General features: G+C 60.9%; 18 protein-coding genes and 1 pseudogene. 14 read left to right on the forward strand and 5 right to left on the reverse strand.

Features of this window, described 5'->3' with window-relative positions; translation table 11 throughout:
• Positions 1-19: 19 nt before the first annotated feature.
• The 4 genes and pseudogenes from mobF to E3O25_RS11005 all read left to right on the forward strand — a co-directional run.
• Positions 20-349 (forward strand): annotated as a pseudogene (gene mobF, locus E3O25_RS10990) (MobF family relaxase); the annotation flags it as partial.
• 469 nt (positions 350-818) lie between these two features.
• The gene (locus tag E3O25_RS10995; RefSeq protein ID WP_134361148.1) at positions 819-1,280 is read left to right on the forward strand and encodes an SRPBCC domain-containing protein; all 462 of its coding nucleotides are present in this window, start codon (positions 819-821) and stop codon (positions 1,278-1,280) included.
• A gap of 307 nt (positions 1,281-1,587) precedes the next feature.
• On the forward strand, positions 1,588-2,535 hold the full coding sequence (locus E3O25_RS11000; protein WP_134361149.1) for an NYN domain-containing protein: 948 nt from the start codon (positions 1,588-1,590) through the stop codon (positions 2,533-2,535).
• Between the two features lie 785 nt (positions 2,536-3,320).
• Positions 3,321-3,659, forward strand: a complete 339-nt coding sequence (locus tag E3O25_RS11005; RefSeq protein WP_134361150.1) for a hypothetical protein — start codon at positions 3,321-3,323, stop codon at positions 3,657-3,659.
• A gap of 46 nt (positions 3,660-3,705) precedes the next feature.
• On the opposite strand, the gene E3O25_RS11010 is transcribed toward E3O25_RS11005, so the two are convergent.
• Positions 3,706-4,290: an XRE family transcriptional regulator gene (locus E3O25_RS11010; RefSeq protein ID WP_134361151.1), complete on the reverse strand. Its 585-nt coding sequence runs from the start codon at positions 4,288-4,290 to the stop codon at positions 3,706-3,708.
• A 103-nt stretch (positions 4,291-4,393) separates the two neighbouring features.
• Here E3O25_RS11010 and speB point away from each other — a divergent pair, with 103 nt between their 5' ends.
• From speB to E3O25_RS11035, 5 genes are all read left to right on the forward strand, one after another.
• Entirely contained in the window at positions 4,394-5,356 is a 963-nt protein-coding gene (speB, locus tag E3O25_RS11015) for an agmatinase (protein ID WP_092109058.1), read from the forward strand.
• A 76-nt stretch (positions 5,357-5,432) separates the two neighbouring features.
• The gene (locus tag E3O25_RS11020; RefSeq protein ID WP_134361152.1) at positions 5,433-5,828 is read left to right on the forward strand and encodes a nuclear transport factor 2 family protein; all 396 of its coding nucleotides are present in this window, start codon (positions 5,433-5,435) and stop codon (positions 5,826-5,828) included.
• Positions 5,829-5,856: 28 nt separating this feature from the next.
• Positions 5,857-7,233 carry a cytosine permease gene (locus E3O25_RS11025; RefSeq protein WP_134361153.1) on the forward strand — a complete coding sequence of 459 codons (1,377 nt, stop codon included), beginning with the start codon at positions 5,857-5,859 and terminating at the stop codon, positions 7,231-7,233.
• Positions 7,214-7,894 carry a cyclase family protein gene (locus E3O25_RS11030; protein ID WP_092109049.1) on the forward strand — a complete coding sequence of 227 codons (681 nt, stop codon included), beginning with the start codon at positions 7,214-7,216 and terminating at the stop codon, positions 7,892-7,894. Before E3O25_RS11025 ends, E3O25_RS11030 begins: the two co-directional genes overlap by 20 nt.
• A 138-nt stretch (positions 7,895-8,032) precedes the next feature.
• A complete protein-coding gene (locus tag E3O25_RS11035; RefSeq protein ID WP_092109048.1) occupies positions 8,033-8,263 on the forward strand; it encodes a three-helix bundle dimerization domain-containing protein in 231 nt (76 codons plus the stop codon).
• A 342-nt stretch (positions 8,264-8,605) separates the two neighbouring features.
• On the opposite strand, the gene E3O25_RS11040 is transcribed toward E3O25_RS11035, so the two are convergent.
• Together E3O25_RS11040 and E3O25_RS11045 are read right to left on the reverse strand one after the other, a co-directional pair.
• Positions 8,606-9,019, reverse strand: a complete 414-nt coding sequence (locus E3O25_RS11040) for a Rho termination factor N-terminal domain-containing protein (RefSeq protein ID WP_092109045.1) — start codon at positions 9,017-9,019, stop codon at positions 8,606-8,608.
• Between the two features lie 102 nt (positions 9,020-9,121).
• Entirely contained in the window at positions 9,122-9,883 is a 762-nt protein-coding gene (locus tag E3O25_RS11045) for a ParA family protein (protein ID WP_134361154.1), read from the reverse strand.
• 32 nt (positions 9,884-9,915) lie between these two features.
• Between E3O25_RS11045 and E3O25_RS11050 the strand changes: the two genes are divergently transcribed.
• The 5 genes from E3O25_RS11050 (at position 9,916) to E3O25_RS11070 (ending at position 14,362) form a co-directional block, all read left to right on the forward strand.
• Positions 9,916-10,128 (forward strand): hypothetical protein, encoded by a 213-nt coding sequence (locus tag E3O25_RS11050; protein WP_134361155.1) that lies wholly within the window; start codon positions 9,916-9,918, stop codon positions 10,126-10,128.
• A 235-nt stretch (positions 10,129-10,363) separates the two neighbouring features.
• On the forward strand, positions 10,364-11,482 hold the full coding sequence (locus E3O25_RS11055) for an extracellular solute-binding protein (RefSeq protein WP_241984032.1): 1,119 nt from the start codon (positions 10,364-10,366) through the stop codon (positions 11,480-11,482).
• Between the two features lie 5 nt (positions 11,483-11,487).
• Positions 11,488-12,396 (forward strand): ABC transporter permease, encoded by a 909-nt coding sequence (locus tag E3O25_RS11060; RefSeq protein WP_092109159.1) that lies wholly within the window; start codon positions 11,488-11,490, stop codon positions 12,394-12,396.
• Positions 12,393-13,178 (forward strand): ABC transporter permease, encoded by a 786-nt coding sequence (locus tag E3O25_RS11065; RefSeq protein ID WP_092109036.1) that lies wholly within the window; start codon positions 12,393-12,395, stop codon positions 13,176-13,178. The genes E3O25_RS11060 and E3O25_RS11065 overlap by 4 nt, the downstream gene beginning before the upstream one ends.
• Positions 13,175-14,362: an ABC transporter ATP-binding protein gene (locus E3O25_RS11070; protein WP_092109034.1), complete on the forward strand. Its 1,188-nt coding sequence runs from the start codon at positions 13,175-13,177 to the stop codon at positions 14,360-14,362. The genes E3O25_RS11065 and E3O25_RS11070 overlap by 4 nt, the downstream gene beginning before the upstream one ends.
• Positions 14,363-14,421: 59 nt before the next feature.
• Here E3O25_RS11070 and E3O25_RS11075 read toward each other — a convergent pair whose 3' ends face one another.
• Positions 14,422-15,714, reverse strand: a complete 1,293-nt coding sequence (locus E3O25_RS11075; protein ID WP_241984031.1) for an NAD(P)/FAD-dependent oxidoreductase — start codon at positions 15,712-15,714, stop codon at positions 14,422-14,424.
• A gap of 11 nt (positions 15,715-15,725) precedes the next feature.
• The gene (locus E3O25_RS11080) at positions 15,726-16,967 is read right to left on the reverse strand and encodes an NAD(P)/FAD-dependent oxidoreductase (protein ID WP_092109156.1); all 1,242 of its coding nucleotides are present in this window, start codon (positions 16,965-16,967) and stop codon (positions 15,726-15,728) included.
• Between the last annotated feature and the right edge of the window lie 170 nt (positions 16,968-17,137).

Consider the following 17,137-nt stretch of genomic DNA (forward strand, 5'->3'; position numbering starts at 1 on the left):
CGGTCGACATCGCTTCAACGCGGAATCGCAGCTGCAACTGCTGATCGGGTTGGGCCGCGACCCGGTCACTGGCGACTTTACGTTTTCGATTCCGAAGTCGGCGAGCATCCTGTGGGGTGTGGGCGACGCGACCACGCAGGAGCGCATCGGGCAGGCGCACCATGCGGCGGTGGCCGAGGTGCTGGCGTACATGGAGCGGGAGGTTGCGGCGACGCGCACCGGTACCACGGCGCGGGGTGGCGCTGTGGCGCAAGTGGATGTGACCGGCCTGATTGCGACGGCGTTCGATCATTTCGACAGCCGCGCCGGTGACCCGCACCTGCACACGCACGTCGTGATCAGCAACAAGTCGCTGTCGACGATGACGGCCACAACCTGCAGAACGACATCGCCGACTGCCTGGAGCCCGTCGCCGGGATCGCAGACGAGGACGCTGAACGGCTCCAAATCGTGGTCGGGCGTGTCATCACGAATCCGACGGCGTATCGCTCTGCACGGCTCGCTTTGGTCATCGAGCTGGCCCCGCCGCCGGCCAAGTAGCCGCGATCATGAACGATCCATCTGATGAAATCGGAGTGCCGATGGACCAGCCGTCTGACCGCGAGGGGGAGAAGCGGCGCCAGTATGTGGCATCTCGGCGCTCTGGGCTCCCAAGGACCGACCTCTGATGCGTTGCTTCCTCGTTCACGGGGTTCGCCCGGCCGTGAACAGATACGCAATCATGGGTACGCTCGATAAGGTGCGTTTGCAGATCTTGTTGACGTGCCGCTCGGCGGGCACTGTCCCGTCGCTCTCGGCTTGAACGTGAAGGAAACACCGTGTCTGATCACGCAAGAATCAAGGGGCACACCGTGACCCGCACCGTGCACATCGAAGGCTCGCGCGCGCACGTCTGGAGGGCGCTGACCGACCCCGAGGTGATGGTCAAGTGGTTTGGCGACGGTGTGGAGTTCGCCGCGCTCGAGCCCGGTGCGACTGGCAGCATCCACTGGGATGACTACGGCAGCTTTCCGATCGAAATCACCGAGGTCGTGCCCGACGGCTCGTTCGGCTTCCGTTGGTCGGGAATCCCCGCCGAACAGCTCGACGAGTACTCGACGCACGTGCGTTTCACCCTCGCCGATGCCGGTTCCGGGACGGATGTCACGGTGATCGAATCGGGCTTCGACACACTCCCCGGCGGAACCCGCTACCGTCGCGAACGTCTCGAGCAGAACCGAGAGGGCTGGGACGTCGAACTCGACGAGCTCGCGCTCCTATTCGAGGGTGTCACTGGGTAGTCCACAATTACGGGAGAGTCGCTCGACGAGCTGGCCACGTTGCTCGGCCGGAGTGCTAAGTGCTTCGGCGAGGGTGCCCGATGAAACGGTTGGCCGTGCTTGAGTTCGCAGACCGACAACCACCTCGTGACCTCGGCCCCATAGGTGGAGTCTTGGGACGTTGAGACTCGGACGCCTACGGCCGCGTCCACGACGCGATCGGCGCCGAGCTGTTGATTCTTGCATAGACGAACCGTGCGATCCTTAAGGGCGCTCTCTCAAGCGGCGCGATTGCATTCAGCGCCACGATGTATTTTTGGAGACCACCATGCGTTCTCACTCTGGCTTATATATCGATGCTGGATATCTCATCGCCGCTGCCGCAACCAGGCTTACGGGTTCGTCCTTGAGGCGCGGCGTTGATGTCGATTACGCACATTTACTCGCGGACCTGATCCGGCTGGTGGAAGACCAATCTGGCCTGCCGATTCTTCGCGTGTACTGGTACGACGCCGCACGAGACGGAGTGGCGACGCCGAGTCAAGAACTCATCGCGCTGCTGCCGAAAGTAAAACTTCGTCTTGGACGCGTCGGCGTCGAAGGTGAGCAAAAAGGTGTTGACCTTCGCATCGGACTAGACATGGTGGGGCACTCGCGAAACGGGGCGGTCGACACCATGTATCTACTGTCGGGTGACGACGACCTCACCGAAGCTGTCGAGGAGGCTCAAGCCCTAGGCGTGCAAGTGACCATCCTCGCAGTGCCCGCCCGCACAGGTGGCCATCATGGTATCAGCCGGCACTTAATTCTCGCGGCTGATGACCTCGACGTTATAGATGTCGGTCTACTTGATGCATCTGTCCGGGCGGCATCCGCGGTGCTAGCCCATTCCACGCCGTCACCACAGGTGAACATTGCCCAATCCCAGCCGAGTCCGGCAGATATCGCACGCGTGCTGACGGTACCTCCTCGAATAACCTCGGCCTTCGACCAGGCGCTCCCCGTTGCCAGATCTCTAGCAGCCCATTTGCAACAGAACTTGGCTGAACTATCTCCGACGATCGAGCACGTGGCAACCAAGACGTTTGATGCTTGGGCGACCACAGCGTCAGATGCCCAGAAAGTCGAGTTGCGAAACGGTCGACCGTCGATTCCGCGTGACCTCGACAGGGCGCTTCTGGTTGATCTATCTGGAGCAATGGGCGAAGACACTTTGAGTGACGCCGTCAGAGTCGAACTTCGAGCTGAATTCTGGGACGCTGTCGACCGCCCTTGACGCATTTGTAGGTGGGAAGCGTCGCAGCGACAGTCAGGGTGGAGCGATTTGCGCGCGCGACAACAGCCTTCATCAGAATGTCTTCATCAGACGGGTAGAAGACGACCGCACTACCCAGTTGTTCGTCACGACTCCCGGCTTCGGTTGCGTCGTCTGTAGTAGTCAGGCGGTAGTTTTCACCGCTCGTGCTCCGAGTGTAAGTCGCTGTTGTGCCGGCAGGCAGGGGAGCCAGCCTGTCTCCTTCGGCCGTGAGAACCATGTTGTCTGCGTCGACATCGAGGGCACTCGGCCAAGGTTCTCCCGTCAGTCTCAAACTCTTGAGGACGTATGCCACCCTGCCGGCGGTCATCTGCATAGCTGATTGCGTCTCGTCAGCGGAGAGTGGCAGTGCGCGGAAACGCGGCATATACCCCGTTTGGGCCGGCGTGGCCACACCCCTCTTTCTCGCCGAGGCAGCGACCAGAAAGAACCAATATCCCCCGTCGGCGGTGGGATTTAGCGTTCTGTTGCGCGGGTCCATTACGGACTCGTCGCGGCGCAATCGGGCTGCTCACGACTTCAGCCGCGTACCTCTTGAGCATGGACACGACAACGCAAATCACTTGTACGTTTCTCACTCAGCGTGAACTCTCCGAGCTGCTCCAAGTGCCTGAGCACGTTCCAGGATTGGCGCCTGATGCAGACCAAACCGCCCTATCTCAAGCTTGCCCGGCACGTCGGTATGACGTGCAGGACGTGGTTATCTGGGCGCGTGAGCATCGACATGGTCAGGCCAAAGATTCCTCGTGGGTGAGCTGGGCAGCATCGTCATCGACGTGCTGCCGAGCGGGATGTACAGAGCTCGCGCATCCGCTCGCGACGACAGCGGGCACCTGCATCGCATCGGGGTCACGGCCGATACCGAAGACGAGGCACGGGCCGAAGTTAACCGCCAGGGCCAGGCCATGGCGACGGCGGTGCCGGTGCGCTTTCGCCTTCGAGCAGGATCGCCGACACAGTCGAGCTCTGGCTGTCATAAGCACTCACCCGTGCCAAGGTGGCAGCCTGTCGTACTCGGCCTCCGAATCGTACGAGACAACGGCCCGCGTGATTTCCGTTCCGAGAAGTGGGGAAAGTTCTGGTGATGCCAAGACGAGGACCGAGCCAGAGCTTGGTGAGGGACGGTCTCTGTCACGCCGAGCCGCTCCACGGCGCGGGCACGATGACCCACAGCACGACGGCCGGCTCGCCGTCCTCGACCTGCCAGGTGTGCGGCTCTCGACCCGGGAAGGTCAGCGCGTCGCCGGCGTGGACGGCCACGGTGCGACCGGCGAATCGCACGGTGAGCGATCCCGAGACGAGGTGGAGCACTTCGACGTCGCAGTTGATCGTGTAGAGATCGGACCCGCCGTGTGCGTTGGGGTCGAGTTCTGATCGCAGCAGCTGAACCCGCTCCTCGCCGCGCGGCGACATCAGCCGCTCGTCGGCGTGCACTCCGCCCAAGTTGATGCGCGGAGCGTCGGCGTACGCGACATGGTGAACGTCGGGCTCGGCGAAGAGTGCACCGACGGGTAACGAGAGCACCTGACACAACTGGACAAGTGTTGCCACGCTCGGTGACGTCTCGTCGCGCTCGACCCGACTGAGGAAACCCTTGCTGAGGCCCGTCGTCTGAGCGACCTGGGCGAGTGACATGCCCTGAGCTGTGCGCGCGGAGCGCAGCTTGGCGCCGATGGGTGTCGCGGTGCCTTCGGCGGTGGGGTGAATGGCGCGCACAGTTACTCCTCGAAGCTATTCGCACTCTCGTCCTTGACGATCTGCCCGGGGCAGCGTACCGTAAGCCCCGTAGTTGTCTATAGCGTACCGAAAGTTGTCAAATATGCAACCCTTCAGCAAAGATGCGACGGATGAGCCCCGCGGGCCGGTTGACGCGAGTGTCGTGCCCCGGTTCGCGGGAATCGCGACCTTCGCGCGACTCCCGCGGCTCGACGAGGTTGAGCGTGCAGACATCGCGATCGTCGGGATTCCCTTCGACAGCGGAGTGAGCTACCGACCCGGTGCTCGGTTCGGCCCCGCGCATGTGCGCGAGGCCTCGCGTCTACTGCGACCGTACAATCCTGCGCAAGACGTCTTCCCGTTCGACGCCCAGCAGGTCGCCGACGCCGGCGACATCGCCGCGAACCCGTTCGACATCGCTGCTGCCGTGGGGGAAATCGAGGCGGGCGCGCGCCAGCTCAGCGAACACGCCGACCGACTCGTCGCCATCGGCGGAGACCACACGATCGCTCTGCCGCTGCTTCGCGCCGCGCACGCGCAGCACGGGCCCGTCGCGGTCTTGCACTTCGATGCCCACCTCGACACGTGGGACACATACTTCGGGGCGCCGATGACTCACGGGACCCCCTTCCGGCGGGCGTCCGAGGAAGGCCTCATAGACCTGACCGCGAGCATGCACGTCGGAATCCGCGGCCCCCTCTACTCGAAGGACGACCTCGCGGACGACGACCGGCTCGGCTTTGCGATCGTTACGAGCGAATTCGTCGAAGAGCACGGCGTCGCGGCCGCCGTCGAACGCATCCGAGCCAGAGTCGGAGACGCGCCGCTCTACATCTCGATCGACATCGACGTTCTCGACCCCGCCCACGCGCCGGGAACAGGAACTCCGGAGGCGGGCGGCCTCACGACCCGAGAACTACTCCGGATGCTGCGGGCCCTGGCCGATCTGCGCATCGTCGGCGCCGACGTGGTCGAAGTCGCCCCTGCGTACGACCATGCCCAGCTGACCGCTATCGCGGCCAGCCATGTCATCTACGAGCTGCTAAGTGCGATGGCGCCTGGGTAACCCGGCCGACCGAGAAAGCCCCGACCAAACACAAAAGTCCCGAACCCGACCGGCCAGCCCGATAGAGGAGACACCCATGACACTGCCCACCCCGACGGACGAAGCAGTCCGTGCCGCGGCATCCGCCATCGTCGAGGCGTTCGCCGCCACCGACGGCCCGCGCTATTTCTCGCTGTTCGCACCCGAGGCAACCTTCGTCTTCCACACCGAACCTGCGCGAATTGAAAACAGGGCTGCCTACGAAGCCATGTGGACGGAGTGGGTGGGCGACGGCTGGAGCGTAAAATCCTGCGCATCGAGCGCGCCCGCGATGCAGACGTTTCCCGGCGGAGCCGTCTTCACGCACTCCGTCAGCACGAGCGTGAGCACCGCGGACGGACCCGAGTCCTACCGGGAGCGCGAAACGATCGTCTTCCGGTCTGATTCTGCCGGCCTCATCGCCATCCACGAACACCTGTCACCCCAGCCCTGACCGACCCCATTCATCGAGGAGCCCAAAGATGTCGCTCTACACCGGTATCGAAGGCCAACTGGACACACAATCAGATGACGCGGGCCCGGTTCGCGGAACCTACTCGCTTGGCCGCGTGCTCATGATCTGGCTGGCCGCGAACCTTGTGGTCACCACTCTTCTCACCGGCACGCTCTTCGTGCCGGATGTGCCGTTCGGCCTCGTCATCGCCCTGATCGTGGGCGGAACGATCGTCGGAGCAGCCGTGCTCGTGACGGTCGGCGCAATCGGAACTCGCACCGGCCTACCGACGATGGCAATCACGCGCGGACCGTTCGGAACGCGCGGGAGCCTGCTGCCGGTGGCCGCCAACGTGGTCATCCTCATGGGCTGGAGCTGGGTGCAGGCGATGCTCGCCGGGATCGCCCTCAACTACATCGTCGCGTCGACGACCGGGTTCTCCAATCCCGTCATCTTCGCGGTGCTCTGCCAGACGATCGTCGTGATCCTCGCGATCTTCGGCCACGCCGGAGTCGCTCGCGTGGAACCGTGGTTCGCCGCGGTCATCCTCGCGATCGCCGCCTACATCTTCGTCACGGCGTTCTCTACGTTCTCGCCGGCAGACTTCGCGGCCATTCCGGCGTCGCTTGAGCCGTTCTACTCCCCGGGACTGACGTTCGATGTTGTGGTCGCGACCGCCATATCGTGGACAGTGCTCTCGGCCGACTTCAACCGCTTCGCATCGTCGACCCGCGCGGGTGTGGTCGGCTCGGGAATCGGTTACACCCTGTCGACGGTGATCTCGATGTCGCTCGGCGCGAGCGCGATCGGCTACGTCGTCCTGGGGGGCGGCGACGCGATGCCGTTCGACCCCGTGACGATCATCGAGCCCTTCGGCGCCCTGTTCGCGGTCGCGATCTTCCTGTCCGTGATGGCGACGAACACGATGGTCGTCTACGGCATGGTCACGAGCGTGGTCAACGCGCTCCCCGGCCGGCGAGTGCGGTTCCTGCCCACCGCCATCGTCCTCGGGCTCATCTCAATCATCGGTTCGACCTTCTTCGGTCTTCTGGCCCAGTTCACGACGTTTTTGGTCACGATCGGTGCCCTGTTCGCACCGATCTTCGCGATCATGATCGTCGATTACTACATCGTCGCGCGCGGCAGCTACAGCGCCGACATCCTGAAGGCTCAGGGCGGTCGCTACTGGTACACCGGCGGCATCAACTGGCGCGCTGTCGCGTCGTGGGTGGTCGGTGCGGCGTCCGCCTATGTGTGGGCGTACGTGTGGCCGCTCCCGTTCGGTGCGACTGTTCCCGCATTCCTCCTGACCTTCGTCGTGTACCTGGCCTTCTCGCTCGCGCGCCGCAGCAAGACGCCTTTCGAGCCCAGCCGGCACCTCGCTGATGCTGACCCCGCTCGCTGACGGCCCTGGAGTGCCGCCTCGCTCGGCGCTCCGGGACCTTAGCCACCCGATCACCGACGGGATGCCGGTCTATCCCGGCGACCCGCCGGTCCACGTCGGCGCCGCGCTCGACCTCGACCGCGACGGGGTGGCCGTGACGGGGCTGCAAATGGGGTCTCATACCGGGACACATATAGATGCGCCGTCCCATACCATCGCTGGTGGACGGACCATGGCCGATGTGACCCTCGACGAGCTTCTCGGCGATGCTCTGGTGGTGCGGGTGCGAGCCCTCGCCGAGGGCGAGGTATACGGGTGGGAGCGGCTGAATGCGGAGCATCCGCTACCTGATCGACTGCCCCCGATTGTCGTGATCGACACGGGCTGGGCGCGGTGGTTCGGCGACGCGCGCGCAGTGCGGCATCCGGCCCTCGATGCCGGTGCAGCGAGTGAGCTTGTCGCTCGCGGGATGCGGATCCTCGCGGTCGATACGCTGAGTCCCGACCCGACCGGTACCTCGTCGGGCGCTTTTCCCGTGCACGAGGTCGTGCTGGGCCGCGGTGGGCTGATCGTCGAAAACCTCTGCGGACTGGATGACCTGCCCTCACCGGTGCAGATCGGCTTCTTCCCCCTGCGACTCGGCGGCGACGGGGCGCCGGTGCGAGCGGTCGCCTTCCTCTGAGGCCCCAAAGATTCACTCGCGCGGTCAGGAACTGGTCGAGCGCGCAAACCTGATCGAGTCGCGAGAAATGTCTCGTTCTCCCCCAATTGGGGGGATGGGACGTGCTCAGACCGAGACGGAATGCAGCCACAATAAGTTATGGACTCAAAGCAGGAGAAGAATGCGGTCGACGATGTGGTGCGTCGGCTCGAGGTACGGTACGCCGATCTGCCGACAGGGCGGGTCAAATCAGTGGTTACGGAGTGTCACGGCTCGCTCTCCGACAAGCCCATCCGGGACTTCATCCCCGTGCTGGTAGAACACGCGGCACGGTCCCAGCTGCGCGCCGAACGAGACGCAGCGCCATTCGAAGCGCCGCACGCAGCCTAGCAAAGCGTTGGAATCTCTTGAGATTCCTTCACCCTGCACCGTCCCATGACCGCGTGGCGCCGGCACCAGTGGGTGTGGTGTTCGCTATCCCTCCCTCGATACGAGTGGTGATCCAATCGACGGCAGACCATTCGGGCGGGTACGAGGGCATCCACAGGACGCGGTCTTGATAGGGCTGACAACCTGGCCGCGGGCACACGTCAAGCCTTGCAGGTGCGGCGCGCCGACGGCGTCGAACATAGTCGGGCCCGCCTTTGGGCGCGTGTGATGTTCCTGCCGTGGCCAGCAATTGGGGGTGTCACCCCCGAAATGGCGGCACTCGTGCACACAAACTCGAGTGTTTTAGGATCGTGCAGACTTCAATTTTGCTATGAGGGCGGCCTTGTTCATGCGCGAGTAGCCAACGATCTTGCGTTCCCGTGCCTTACCCCGCAGTTCGGCCATGGTCGGCTCGGAGGGCCGAGGAAGGGCTGCAATCAACTGGGCGGCTGGGCTGGGTGCCTTCCCGGGCACCTTCTGGGTACGGGCGGTCTTGGTCGCGGCCGCTAGCTTGCCGGCCGCTTTCGCCTGTTTGGCCGCCAATTTCTGTGTCTGTTTGGTCAAGGCCTGCGCTTGCTTGCGCAACTTCGTGCTGGAATGGGCGACAGCTTTGCGGGCTGACTGCACCGATTTCTCGGCCCGCGCGAGCGCCTTCTTCGCACGCTTCTTGCTGCTCGTCGAAACGGACGTAGTCTTGTTCTTCTTTGTCTGCGCCATTATGCGCACCTCCACTGAGTCGTCGGCACAGGGCCGTTTTCTCCACAGTAGTGACATCCCTGTGATCGGCGCGTGAGGCGCTGCACGATAACTTCGGTCGTACTACTCGAGCCGTGCGCTCCGTTTAACCTTTGACGCCGAGTGGACGAACTCCCACAGTCGGGCGAAGACACGAGCAGCTTCAGTTCCCGGTGCGTAGATGCCGATCGGGGCGCGTTCAGACCCCATCCGCTCGATGACGACAGTCGAGGGAACTACGAGGTCGATAACCTGTGGGTGTTCCCGCGGCAGGGATTCGACGGCAGAACGGTGTACCAGTTTGCGGCGGTCCACCATCGACAGGAATGCGAACACCTTGGGCGGATGGTCCGATGCTGCGATGATCTCGTTGACCTGGGCGAGTGACCGCAGTGACAGCGGCGAAGGAACGAGCGGTACCACGGCGAGGTCGGCCGCGTGGAGCGCGTTCTCGGCGACGAGGGACGCCCCGGGCGGACAGTCCAGGATGACGACATCGTATTCTTTCGCCACTGACTCAAGCACTTTGGCAAGGCGGTGTGTGGACTTCTTCGCCGCGTCGAGGACCAGGTCGAGCCCTCGATACGTCTCATCAGCCGGCAGCACATCGAGGTTTGGGTAGGCGGTTGACCGGATAGCAGCATCCATCTCAGTCTTTCCGCGGATGAGCGAATCTACGCCCCCTTTGACTCGCGCTTTCACATTGAGGACATAGGTTGAGGCGCCCTGCGGGTCCAGATCCCAGAGCAGCACCCGGAACTGTTGGGATGCCTCCCACGCGAGATTGACCGCCGCTGTTGTTTTGCCGACCCCACCCTTGGTGCTGTAAACCGCAACCGTTCTCATTGCCTCATCTTACGAGCAAGCGGGTAATCGTTGTGAGGCAGAAAGGCCGCACCAGGTTCGAACTCATTCTGGCCGACCACGGCCCGCAGCTATTTTTTCTGCGCCGCGTCAACGAGCGCGAAGCCGACGCCTATTTCAATCACCCATCGCGGCCCGAGCATCTGCGGCAGTTATCCGTGTTCGCCGAATCGCTGACCGTTCCGTGGGAGCACGGCATTCCCACCGCATCGCTTGTCCCTCGCTAGGGGGCGCCAGCGCACTTTAGCTAGAGATTGTGTGTGTTGTGCAAAATTGCATCACGTTCTGCTCAAAATTCCGACTTTTTCGTCGACACTACCCACTGATCTTGATAAAGTGCTCGCACTTTTGGATTGCAATTGCTACGTTGGGGCTAACCGATTCCGAGGGCGGGCGATGCACCTTGTGCGTGTGTATCTGTCTTTACGGGGTTCACAACGGAGTGAAAGAAGAAGGATCACAATGCGGAACCAGAAACTGAAGCGACAGCTGTGCGTGATTGCGATGGGTGGAGTGGCGACTCTCCTGATCGCCGGCTGCGCAAGCGCAGGTGACGCCGAACCAGTAGCGAGTCGGGACCTTGGCACCCCGGTAGCCGGCGTTGTCCCCGATGGCGTTTTCGATGGTGTCACGCTGACTTACGCCGCCTCTGGCGGCATTTTTCAGGATGGTCAACGTGACGCAGCCTGGGATCCGTTTGCGAAGATATCGGGGGCAACTTTTCTCCAGGACGCATTCGATGCGGGCAAACTCAAAGCAATGGTGGACAGCAAGAACGTGTCTTGGGACATTACCAATGCAACCCAATTTGACACCGCCCGTGGCTGCGGAACGCTCTACGAGGAGTATGACTACTCGCAGGTCGACATCTCGAAAGTTCCCGAGGGAACCATCACAGACAAGTGCATGGTGCCAAACATTCTCTACGGCCTCGTCGTCGCCTATAACACGGACGCGTTCGGCGACAACCCACCCACCAGCGCAGCTGACTTCTTCGACACAAAGAAGTTTCCGGGCAAGCGCACGGTCAGTCAATCGCCGTACGTAGACCCCCAGACGGTCGAGTTCGCCCTTGCGGCGGACGGTAAAGATCTGAGCGATGTAAACGTTGCCGACATCGACCTTGCCTTCGACAAATATCGCGGCCTTGGAGATGACGTCATTGGTTGGACCTCAGGCGCCCAAGCGCAGCAACAACTCGAATCGGGCGAGGCTGCTATGGGTCTGGTCTGGTCTGGACGTGGCTACGGCGCGGCTGCAGCCGGTGCCCCGGTCGCTCCTATGTGGGATGAATGGATGATCATGGTCGATTCAACGGCTATCCCCAAAGGTGTAAAGGATCCACAAGCCGCTTTCGCCGCCGTCAATTTTTACCTCGGCGCAGAACAGCAGGCACGCATGACGGAGCTGACCTCTTATGGGCCGGTAAACATCGACGCGAAGCCCAAAGTGGATGCGACGTTGGAGACGTGGCTCACCACAGAACATCTCGCCACAGGCCACGCGCCCAACATCGACTTCTGGGTCGAGAACTACGATGCTTTGTCGGAAGCATGGGCCGGATGGGTTACCGGGAGCTAACCGGCATGTCAGACCTATCTCCAATTCGCGAACTAAATAAGCTCTCAGCTGCAGGGGGTAACACGACAAGGCCGACTCGTGAGCCGAGAAATTGGCGGCCCTTTCTCCTGCTGATACCAGCCTTTATCATCGTTTCGTTCTTCTTTCTCGCGCCACTCATTGATGTCTTCATTCGGAGCATCACCGATCCAAGCCTTGGTATCCAGAACTACGTGTGGCTCTTTACTACTCCGACGAATATGGTCGTCGCGGGTCGCACTTTCGGAACTTCGTTCCTGGTGACGATCGTTTGCCTACTCATCGCTTACCCTTATGCGTACTTGATGACAATCGTGAGCGATCGTACGCGTAACATGTTGCAGCTGTTTATCATGCTGCCTTTATGGACCAGTATTTTGGTTCGAACGCTCGCATGGATGGTTCTCTTGCAGGACACGGGCCCTATAAACGGACTACTCGAGTCTGTGTTTGGAATCGGCCCCCTGCCTCTCATCCGAAGTACTTTCGGAGTGGCTTTAGGCATGACCCAAGTGCTGCTGCCCTTCATGGTGTTGCCGCTATATTCGGCACTTGCCAAGATCGACAAGCGGTTGCTTCCCGCGGCGGCCAATCTTGGGGCGAGGCCGGTTACGGCTTTCTTTACGGTCTATTTGCCACTGTCACGGCCAGGGATATTTGCAGGCTCGGTCACGGTCTTCATTTTGGGACTCGGTTTCTACATCATCCCCGCGTTGCTCGGCTCGTCAAAGGAAATCATGATGTCTGCACTCATGTACCAGCAGATCAGTGGGTTCCTGATGTGGGGTCACGGCACCGCGCTGGGCATCTTCATGCTAACGACCACAATCGTGGTCCTTGCTCTTGTGGGACGCGCCTCCAAGGGCACGAGCCTGTTTGCGGGGAGAACAAAATGACGCTGAAACGCGCTTTGAGCGCCCTGGCCGTTCTCACCGTCCTCTGGTTGTTGCTTCCAACTCTGGTCATCATTCCGATGTCGTTCAATTCGGCGGCGTCGTTCAATTTTCCGCCCCAGGGCTTTTCCCTGCAGTGGTACGCGAACTTCTTCACCGATCCGTCATGGATGCGAGCGTTGGGCTCATCACTGCAGGTTGCGCTCATCACCATGGTTGTCGCTACGGCCCTGGGAATCATGGCGGCTATCGGATTATCTAAAGTTAGATTTCGCGGAAAGTCCTTGTTGGAGAACTTCTTCCTCACCCCGCTTATTGTGCCCGGCATTGTGATCGCCATCGGGCTGTACTCCCTCTTCCTGCGATTCAACCTGTTGGGCACTCTCCCCGGATTTGTGCTCGCTCACACGGTTGTTGCACTCCCTTTGGTCATCATCAACGTAACGGCCTCACTGCAGGGGGTAGACCCACGCTTGGAACAGGCTTCGGCTACCTTGGGAGCGGGTCGACTTCGAACATTTTTCAGCATCACCCTTCCACTGATAATGCCGGGAGTGACAGCTGGTGCGCTGTTCGCATTCGTGACTTCTTTCGACGAAATTATTTTGTCCCTCTTTATTCAAAGCCCGCAGCTGCAAACTTTGCCCGTGAAGATTTACAACAGCGTGACCCAGGCGAGTGACCCGACTGTCGCCGCGGTGGCTGTTGTCGCAATGTTCACATCTGTGATTGTGATGCTCACTGCACAATTTGCTACCCGCAAAAGAAAGCGAGTTTCGGCATGAGACCGGACAGTATTGACGCCGCACCTGACATTCACGAACAGGAACTTCGGCAATTAAATCTGAATACCCAGATCATCGGCGTAATCAATGACGCGGGGATCAGTCTTCGGGCTGTGACCAAACGTTATGGGAAGAAAGCCGTAGTTGACGACATCAGCCTCGTTATTGAGCCGGGAGAATTCATGACGTTCCTCGGCCCGTCCGGGTCGGGCAAGACGACGACTCTGAACATGATTGCTGGCTTCGTCTCGGCAACGGAGGGGCTGCTACACATCTACGGCAAGCCAGTTGCCAAGCTGCCAGCACATAAACGAGACATCGGCATGGTTTTTCAAAACTATGCGCTGTTCCCGCACAAAACCGTCGCTGAGAACATTGCATATCCGCTCGATCGGCGTAAAATTTCGAGATCCGAACAGAAGACGATGATCGCCGGTGCGCTCCAGATGGTGCGCATGGGAGAGTTCGGCGATCGATACCCGACGGAGCTCTCAGGGGGGCAACAACAGCGCGTGGCCCTCGCGCGTGCACTCGTTTATCAGCCCCGCGTATTGCTCATGGATGAGCCGCTCGGTGCCCTCGACAAGAAATTGCGCGAATGGCTTCAGAAAGAGATCAAGCGAATTCACCGTGAGGTGGGATCAACTTTTGTGTACGTTACGCACGACCAGGAGGAGGCGCTTTCCCTTTCTGACCGGATTGCGGTCTTCAACAATGGGCGGATCGAGCAGGTCGGCAGCCCCGCTGAGCTGTACCAAAGGCCTGCAACTCTTTTTGTCGGGCGCTTTCTCGGTGAATCCACCGTACTTTCCGGCTCAAGGGTCGATTCCCTTCACGGTACGACAACGTTGAATATTTCTGGGCACGATATTCGTGTTCCCGGTGAACAGGATTCGACATCCCTGGCAATTCTCATCCGCCCCGAAAACATAACTCTGCACGATGAAGGCACCGTTACAGACTCCACTCGGATCAATTCGCTGCCAGTAATCGTGTTGGACTCGAGCTATCTGGGTTCAGCTTGGCGCTGTGAGGTGCAGCTTCCGGATGGGAGCGTCGGCACCGTTCGTGAGGCGCACTCGACCATCGTGCGCGAGCCCGGTACGCGTGCCGTGATGAGATGGAACGTCGATTCGGGGGTGCTTCTTGTCGACACCGGTGAGGCCGGCGTGTCACTGACTTAGTTTCGGACCGTGTTGATAAGCATGAGGCTGCCGGGCCCAGCGAATGAGGCCCGGCAGCTTCACTGCGTGAGCAGGGCCGTAACGAGCCGGGCCTCCCGAAGACCGCTCTCGATGGCGCCATCAATGAACCCGCCCCAAAGATCCGCTGTGTCACACCCGGCGAAGTGGAGCACGCCGTCCGGTACTTGCAACTGTGATAGATCACGCGTCAGTTGTCCTGGACGGTGAATCATCCAGGTATTTTGCGACAACGGATCCTTCATCCAGTCATGCGCGGCAACGTCGGTCACTTCCAAGCCATCGCCCCATACTCGAATAGCAGCCTGGACCTGTTCGATACTGCTCACGTCTATGGCAGTGTGATCCGGGCCGAAGCCGACCAGTATCGAATGATCATCCTCGATAAATTCGCTTTTCAGCACCGAGATCGGGTGGTGCTGCGAAGCGTAAGCAAAAAACCGTGGCACGCGACCGCGCACCCTCATCCACACCTTCACTCCTTGAGATGCCACGCGCTCGTCGTTGGCTCGCCTCCACACCGCCGGAAGTGGGGGTGTTACTGCAATCGCGTCGATTGCATTGATGGGCAGGGTCAGGATGACGCGCTGCGCACGTAGCTGGCGACCGTCGGAGAGGGTGACGGTACCCCCATGCTCATCGTGCTCGATGTGCGTGACGGTCGAGTTGAGCCGTATTTCTCCGGCGACGTCCGCGGCGATAGCCGCAGTGAAGGACGACATGCCTCCCTCGACGCGGTACGTCGCTGAAGCGTCATGCATGAGGGGCCAATGGCCACCGGCCGCACTCGCCCAGCGCAGAGCGCTGGCCAGACCCACCTCGCGCAGTGGGGCATTTACGTGCCCTACCCACACGGATTCGTTCGCGGCGCGGGCCTCATCGTCGAGGACGATTTCGTCCAGGCGCTGCTGCAATGATTGTTCGTCGCATTCGGTGATTGCTCCAGCGGTGGGGTCCACCGCACGCGGAATCGCTGTGAGCGCATCTGCAACTATCTGTTGCTGCCCGTCGCGGATGAGAGCCATAAACTCTTCAAGAGTGCCCTTTCGCAACGCGGCATCGGCACCGAGCCAGTATGCGTTTTCTGCGACCGGACTGCGAACGATTCTCCGGCCATATCGAGTCATTTCCGCCCACACGTGGGGTTGCACCCAGTGCACCCACGTGCCGCCAAATTCGAGTTCATGTCCGAGGGCATGCTGAGTCCATGTACGCCCACCGACCCGATCGCGCGCCTCGAGCACGATCACTCGGTGACCGGCGCGGCCGAGTTCTCGTGCGGCAACAAGTCCGGCGAATCCGGCGCCGATGACAACTACGTCTGTTGATTCCACTCTCTGGCCCATTATTGAGTTTGACGTTCGTGAGCTCGATCGGAAATCGCTTTGGCTGCTCGATAGCCGGACACGACGGCACCATTCAGGGACTGCTGCAGGCCAGTATGCTCACCCGCGATTGCGACGAGCCCCGCCGCCGAGTCGAACGCGGAGGTGTCTTCTTCTGTCCAATCGAGAGACGGAGCCGAGTATGACCCCAGAGTCCACTCGTCGTTTGTCCAGTCAGTGAGCAGGACATCCCCGTCAATGACTAATTCGGGACGCATTTTTTTCAGTTCTGCGACCCAGCGCTGGGGGCCGTTCGCCGTATCAAGTGCGGCGAGGGTACCGCCTCCTCCCGCAAAGCACGAGAGCGCCGGCACACGATTTTCGCCGTCTATCGACATAGAACGCCACGACCACCAGGCATGGTGGGCGCTCTGGAGCGCAACGTCACTATCAACATGAGACAGGGGAACGCCGAGCTTTGCAGCCGTGCCCATGGAGCGGTGGTCAAGTGCAGCGCGTTGTGAGGCCGGGAGCTCGAACCCAAGATGCAAAGTACGCAAAATTGGTAGCGGCACTGCAAGCACTGCGGAGTCCCCATCGACCGAACTTCCATCGTGCAGGGTCACCTGAACGCCCGTTGGGGATTGTTCGATCGCCGTGATGGGGGACTCCAGCCGTATGGCCGCACCAAGCATGCGGGCGAGCTCGTTGGCAAGCGACTGGTTGCCCCACAGGAATCTGCCAGCGTCCTCGACGTAACCGCCGTCGGCGGAGGACTCATGCAGTAGGGCAGCTTCCGCGCTGATCAGGTCAGGATCACCGGCCAGCGACGTTGCCATTCGCCGATACGCCGCGTGGGTATGAAAATTGGACCCCATTGTGGCCCGGAAAACTGCGTCCACGGAGACTCGATGCATGCCGTCTGCAAGCATCTGTTTGAGCGTGTTGGTGAGGCGCAGAGTAACTTCGGTCAGCTCGCTGGGGCTCAAATGCGAACCACTCACCGTTCGTCGTGCGTACCGAACATTGTGCGTGAGTATCGGGACTTTGACTTCTGCGGACAATCCACGAATGGCGAACTCCGTTGGAAAGATATACTCACCCCCGCGCTCAGTGACTTGACCGTTGCCGAGTTTCTCTGACCACGTACGCCCACCGACTCTGCTGCGAGCCTCAAGAACGACGGGCTCATGACCCAGTTGACGCAGCTTCCAAGCAGCCGTCAAACCCGCGAGGCCTGCGCCGACAATAATGACCTTCACGGTTCTCCTCAGTGAGCGGCACGAGGCGCAGCGAGTGAACTGAGCGACGACCAACCCCATCGTTGGTGTTTCCTGGACCTGAATGCCAGATAGTCAGTATTGGACTTATATGGCCGATAATATGATGAAGCATAGCCAAAATCGGAACCAATACGTACAATTTCCCCATA

Origin of the sequence: Cryobacterium sp. TMT1-3 (genome assembly GCF_004402315.1) — a bacterium.
GTDB lineage: Bacteria > Actinomycetota > Actinomycetes > Actinomycetales > Microbacteriaceae > Cryobacterium > Cryobacterium luteum.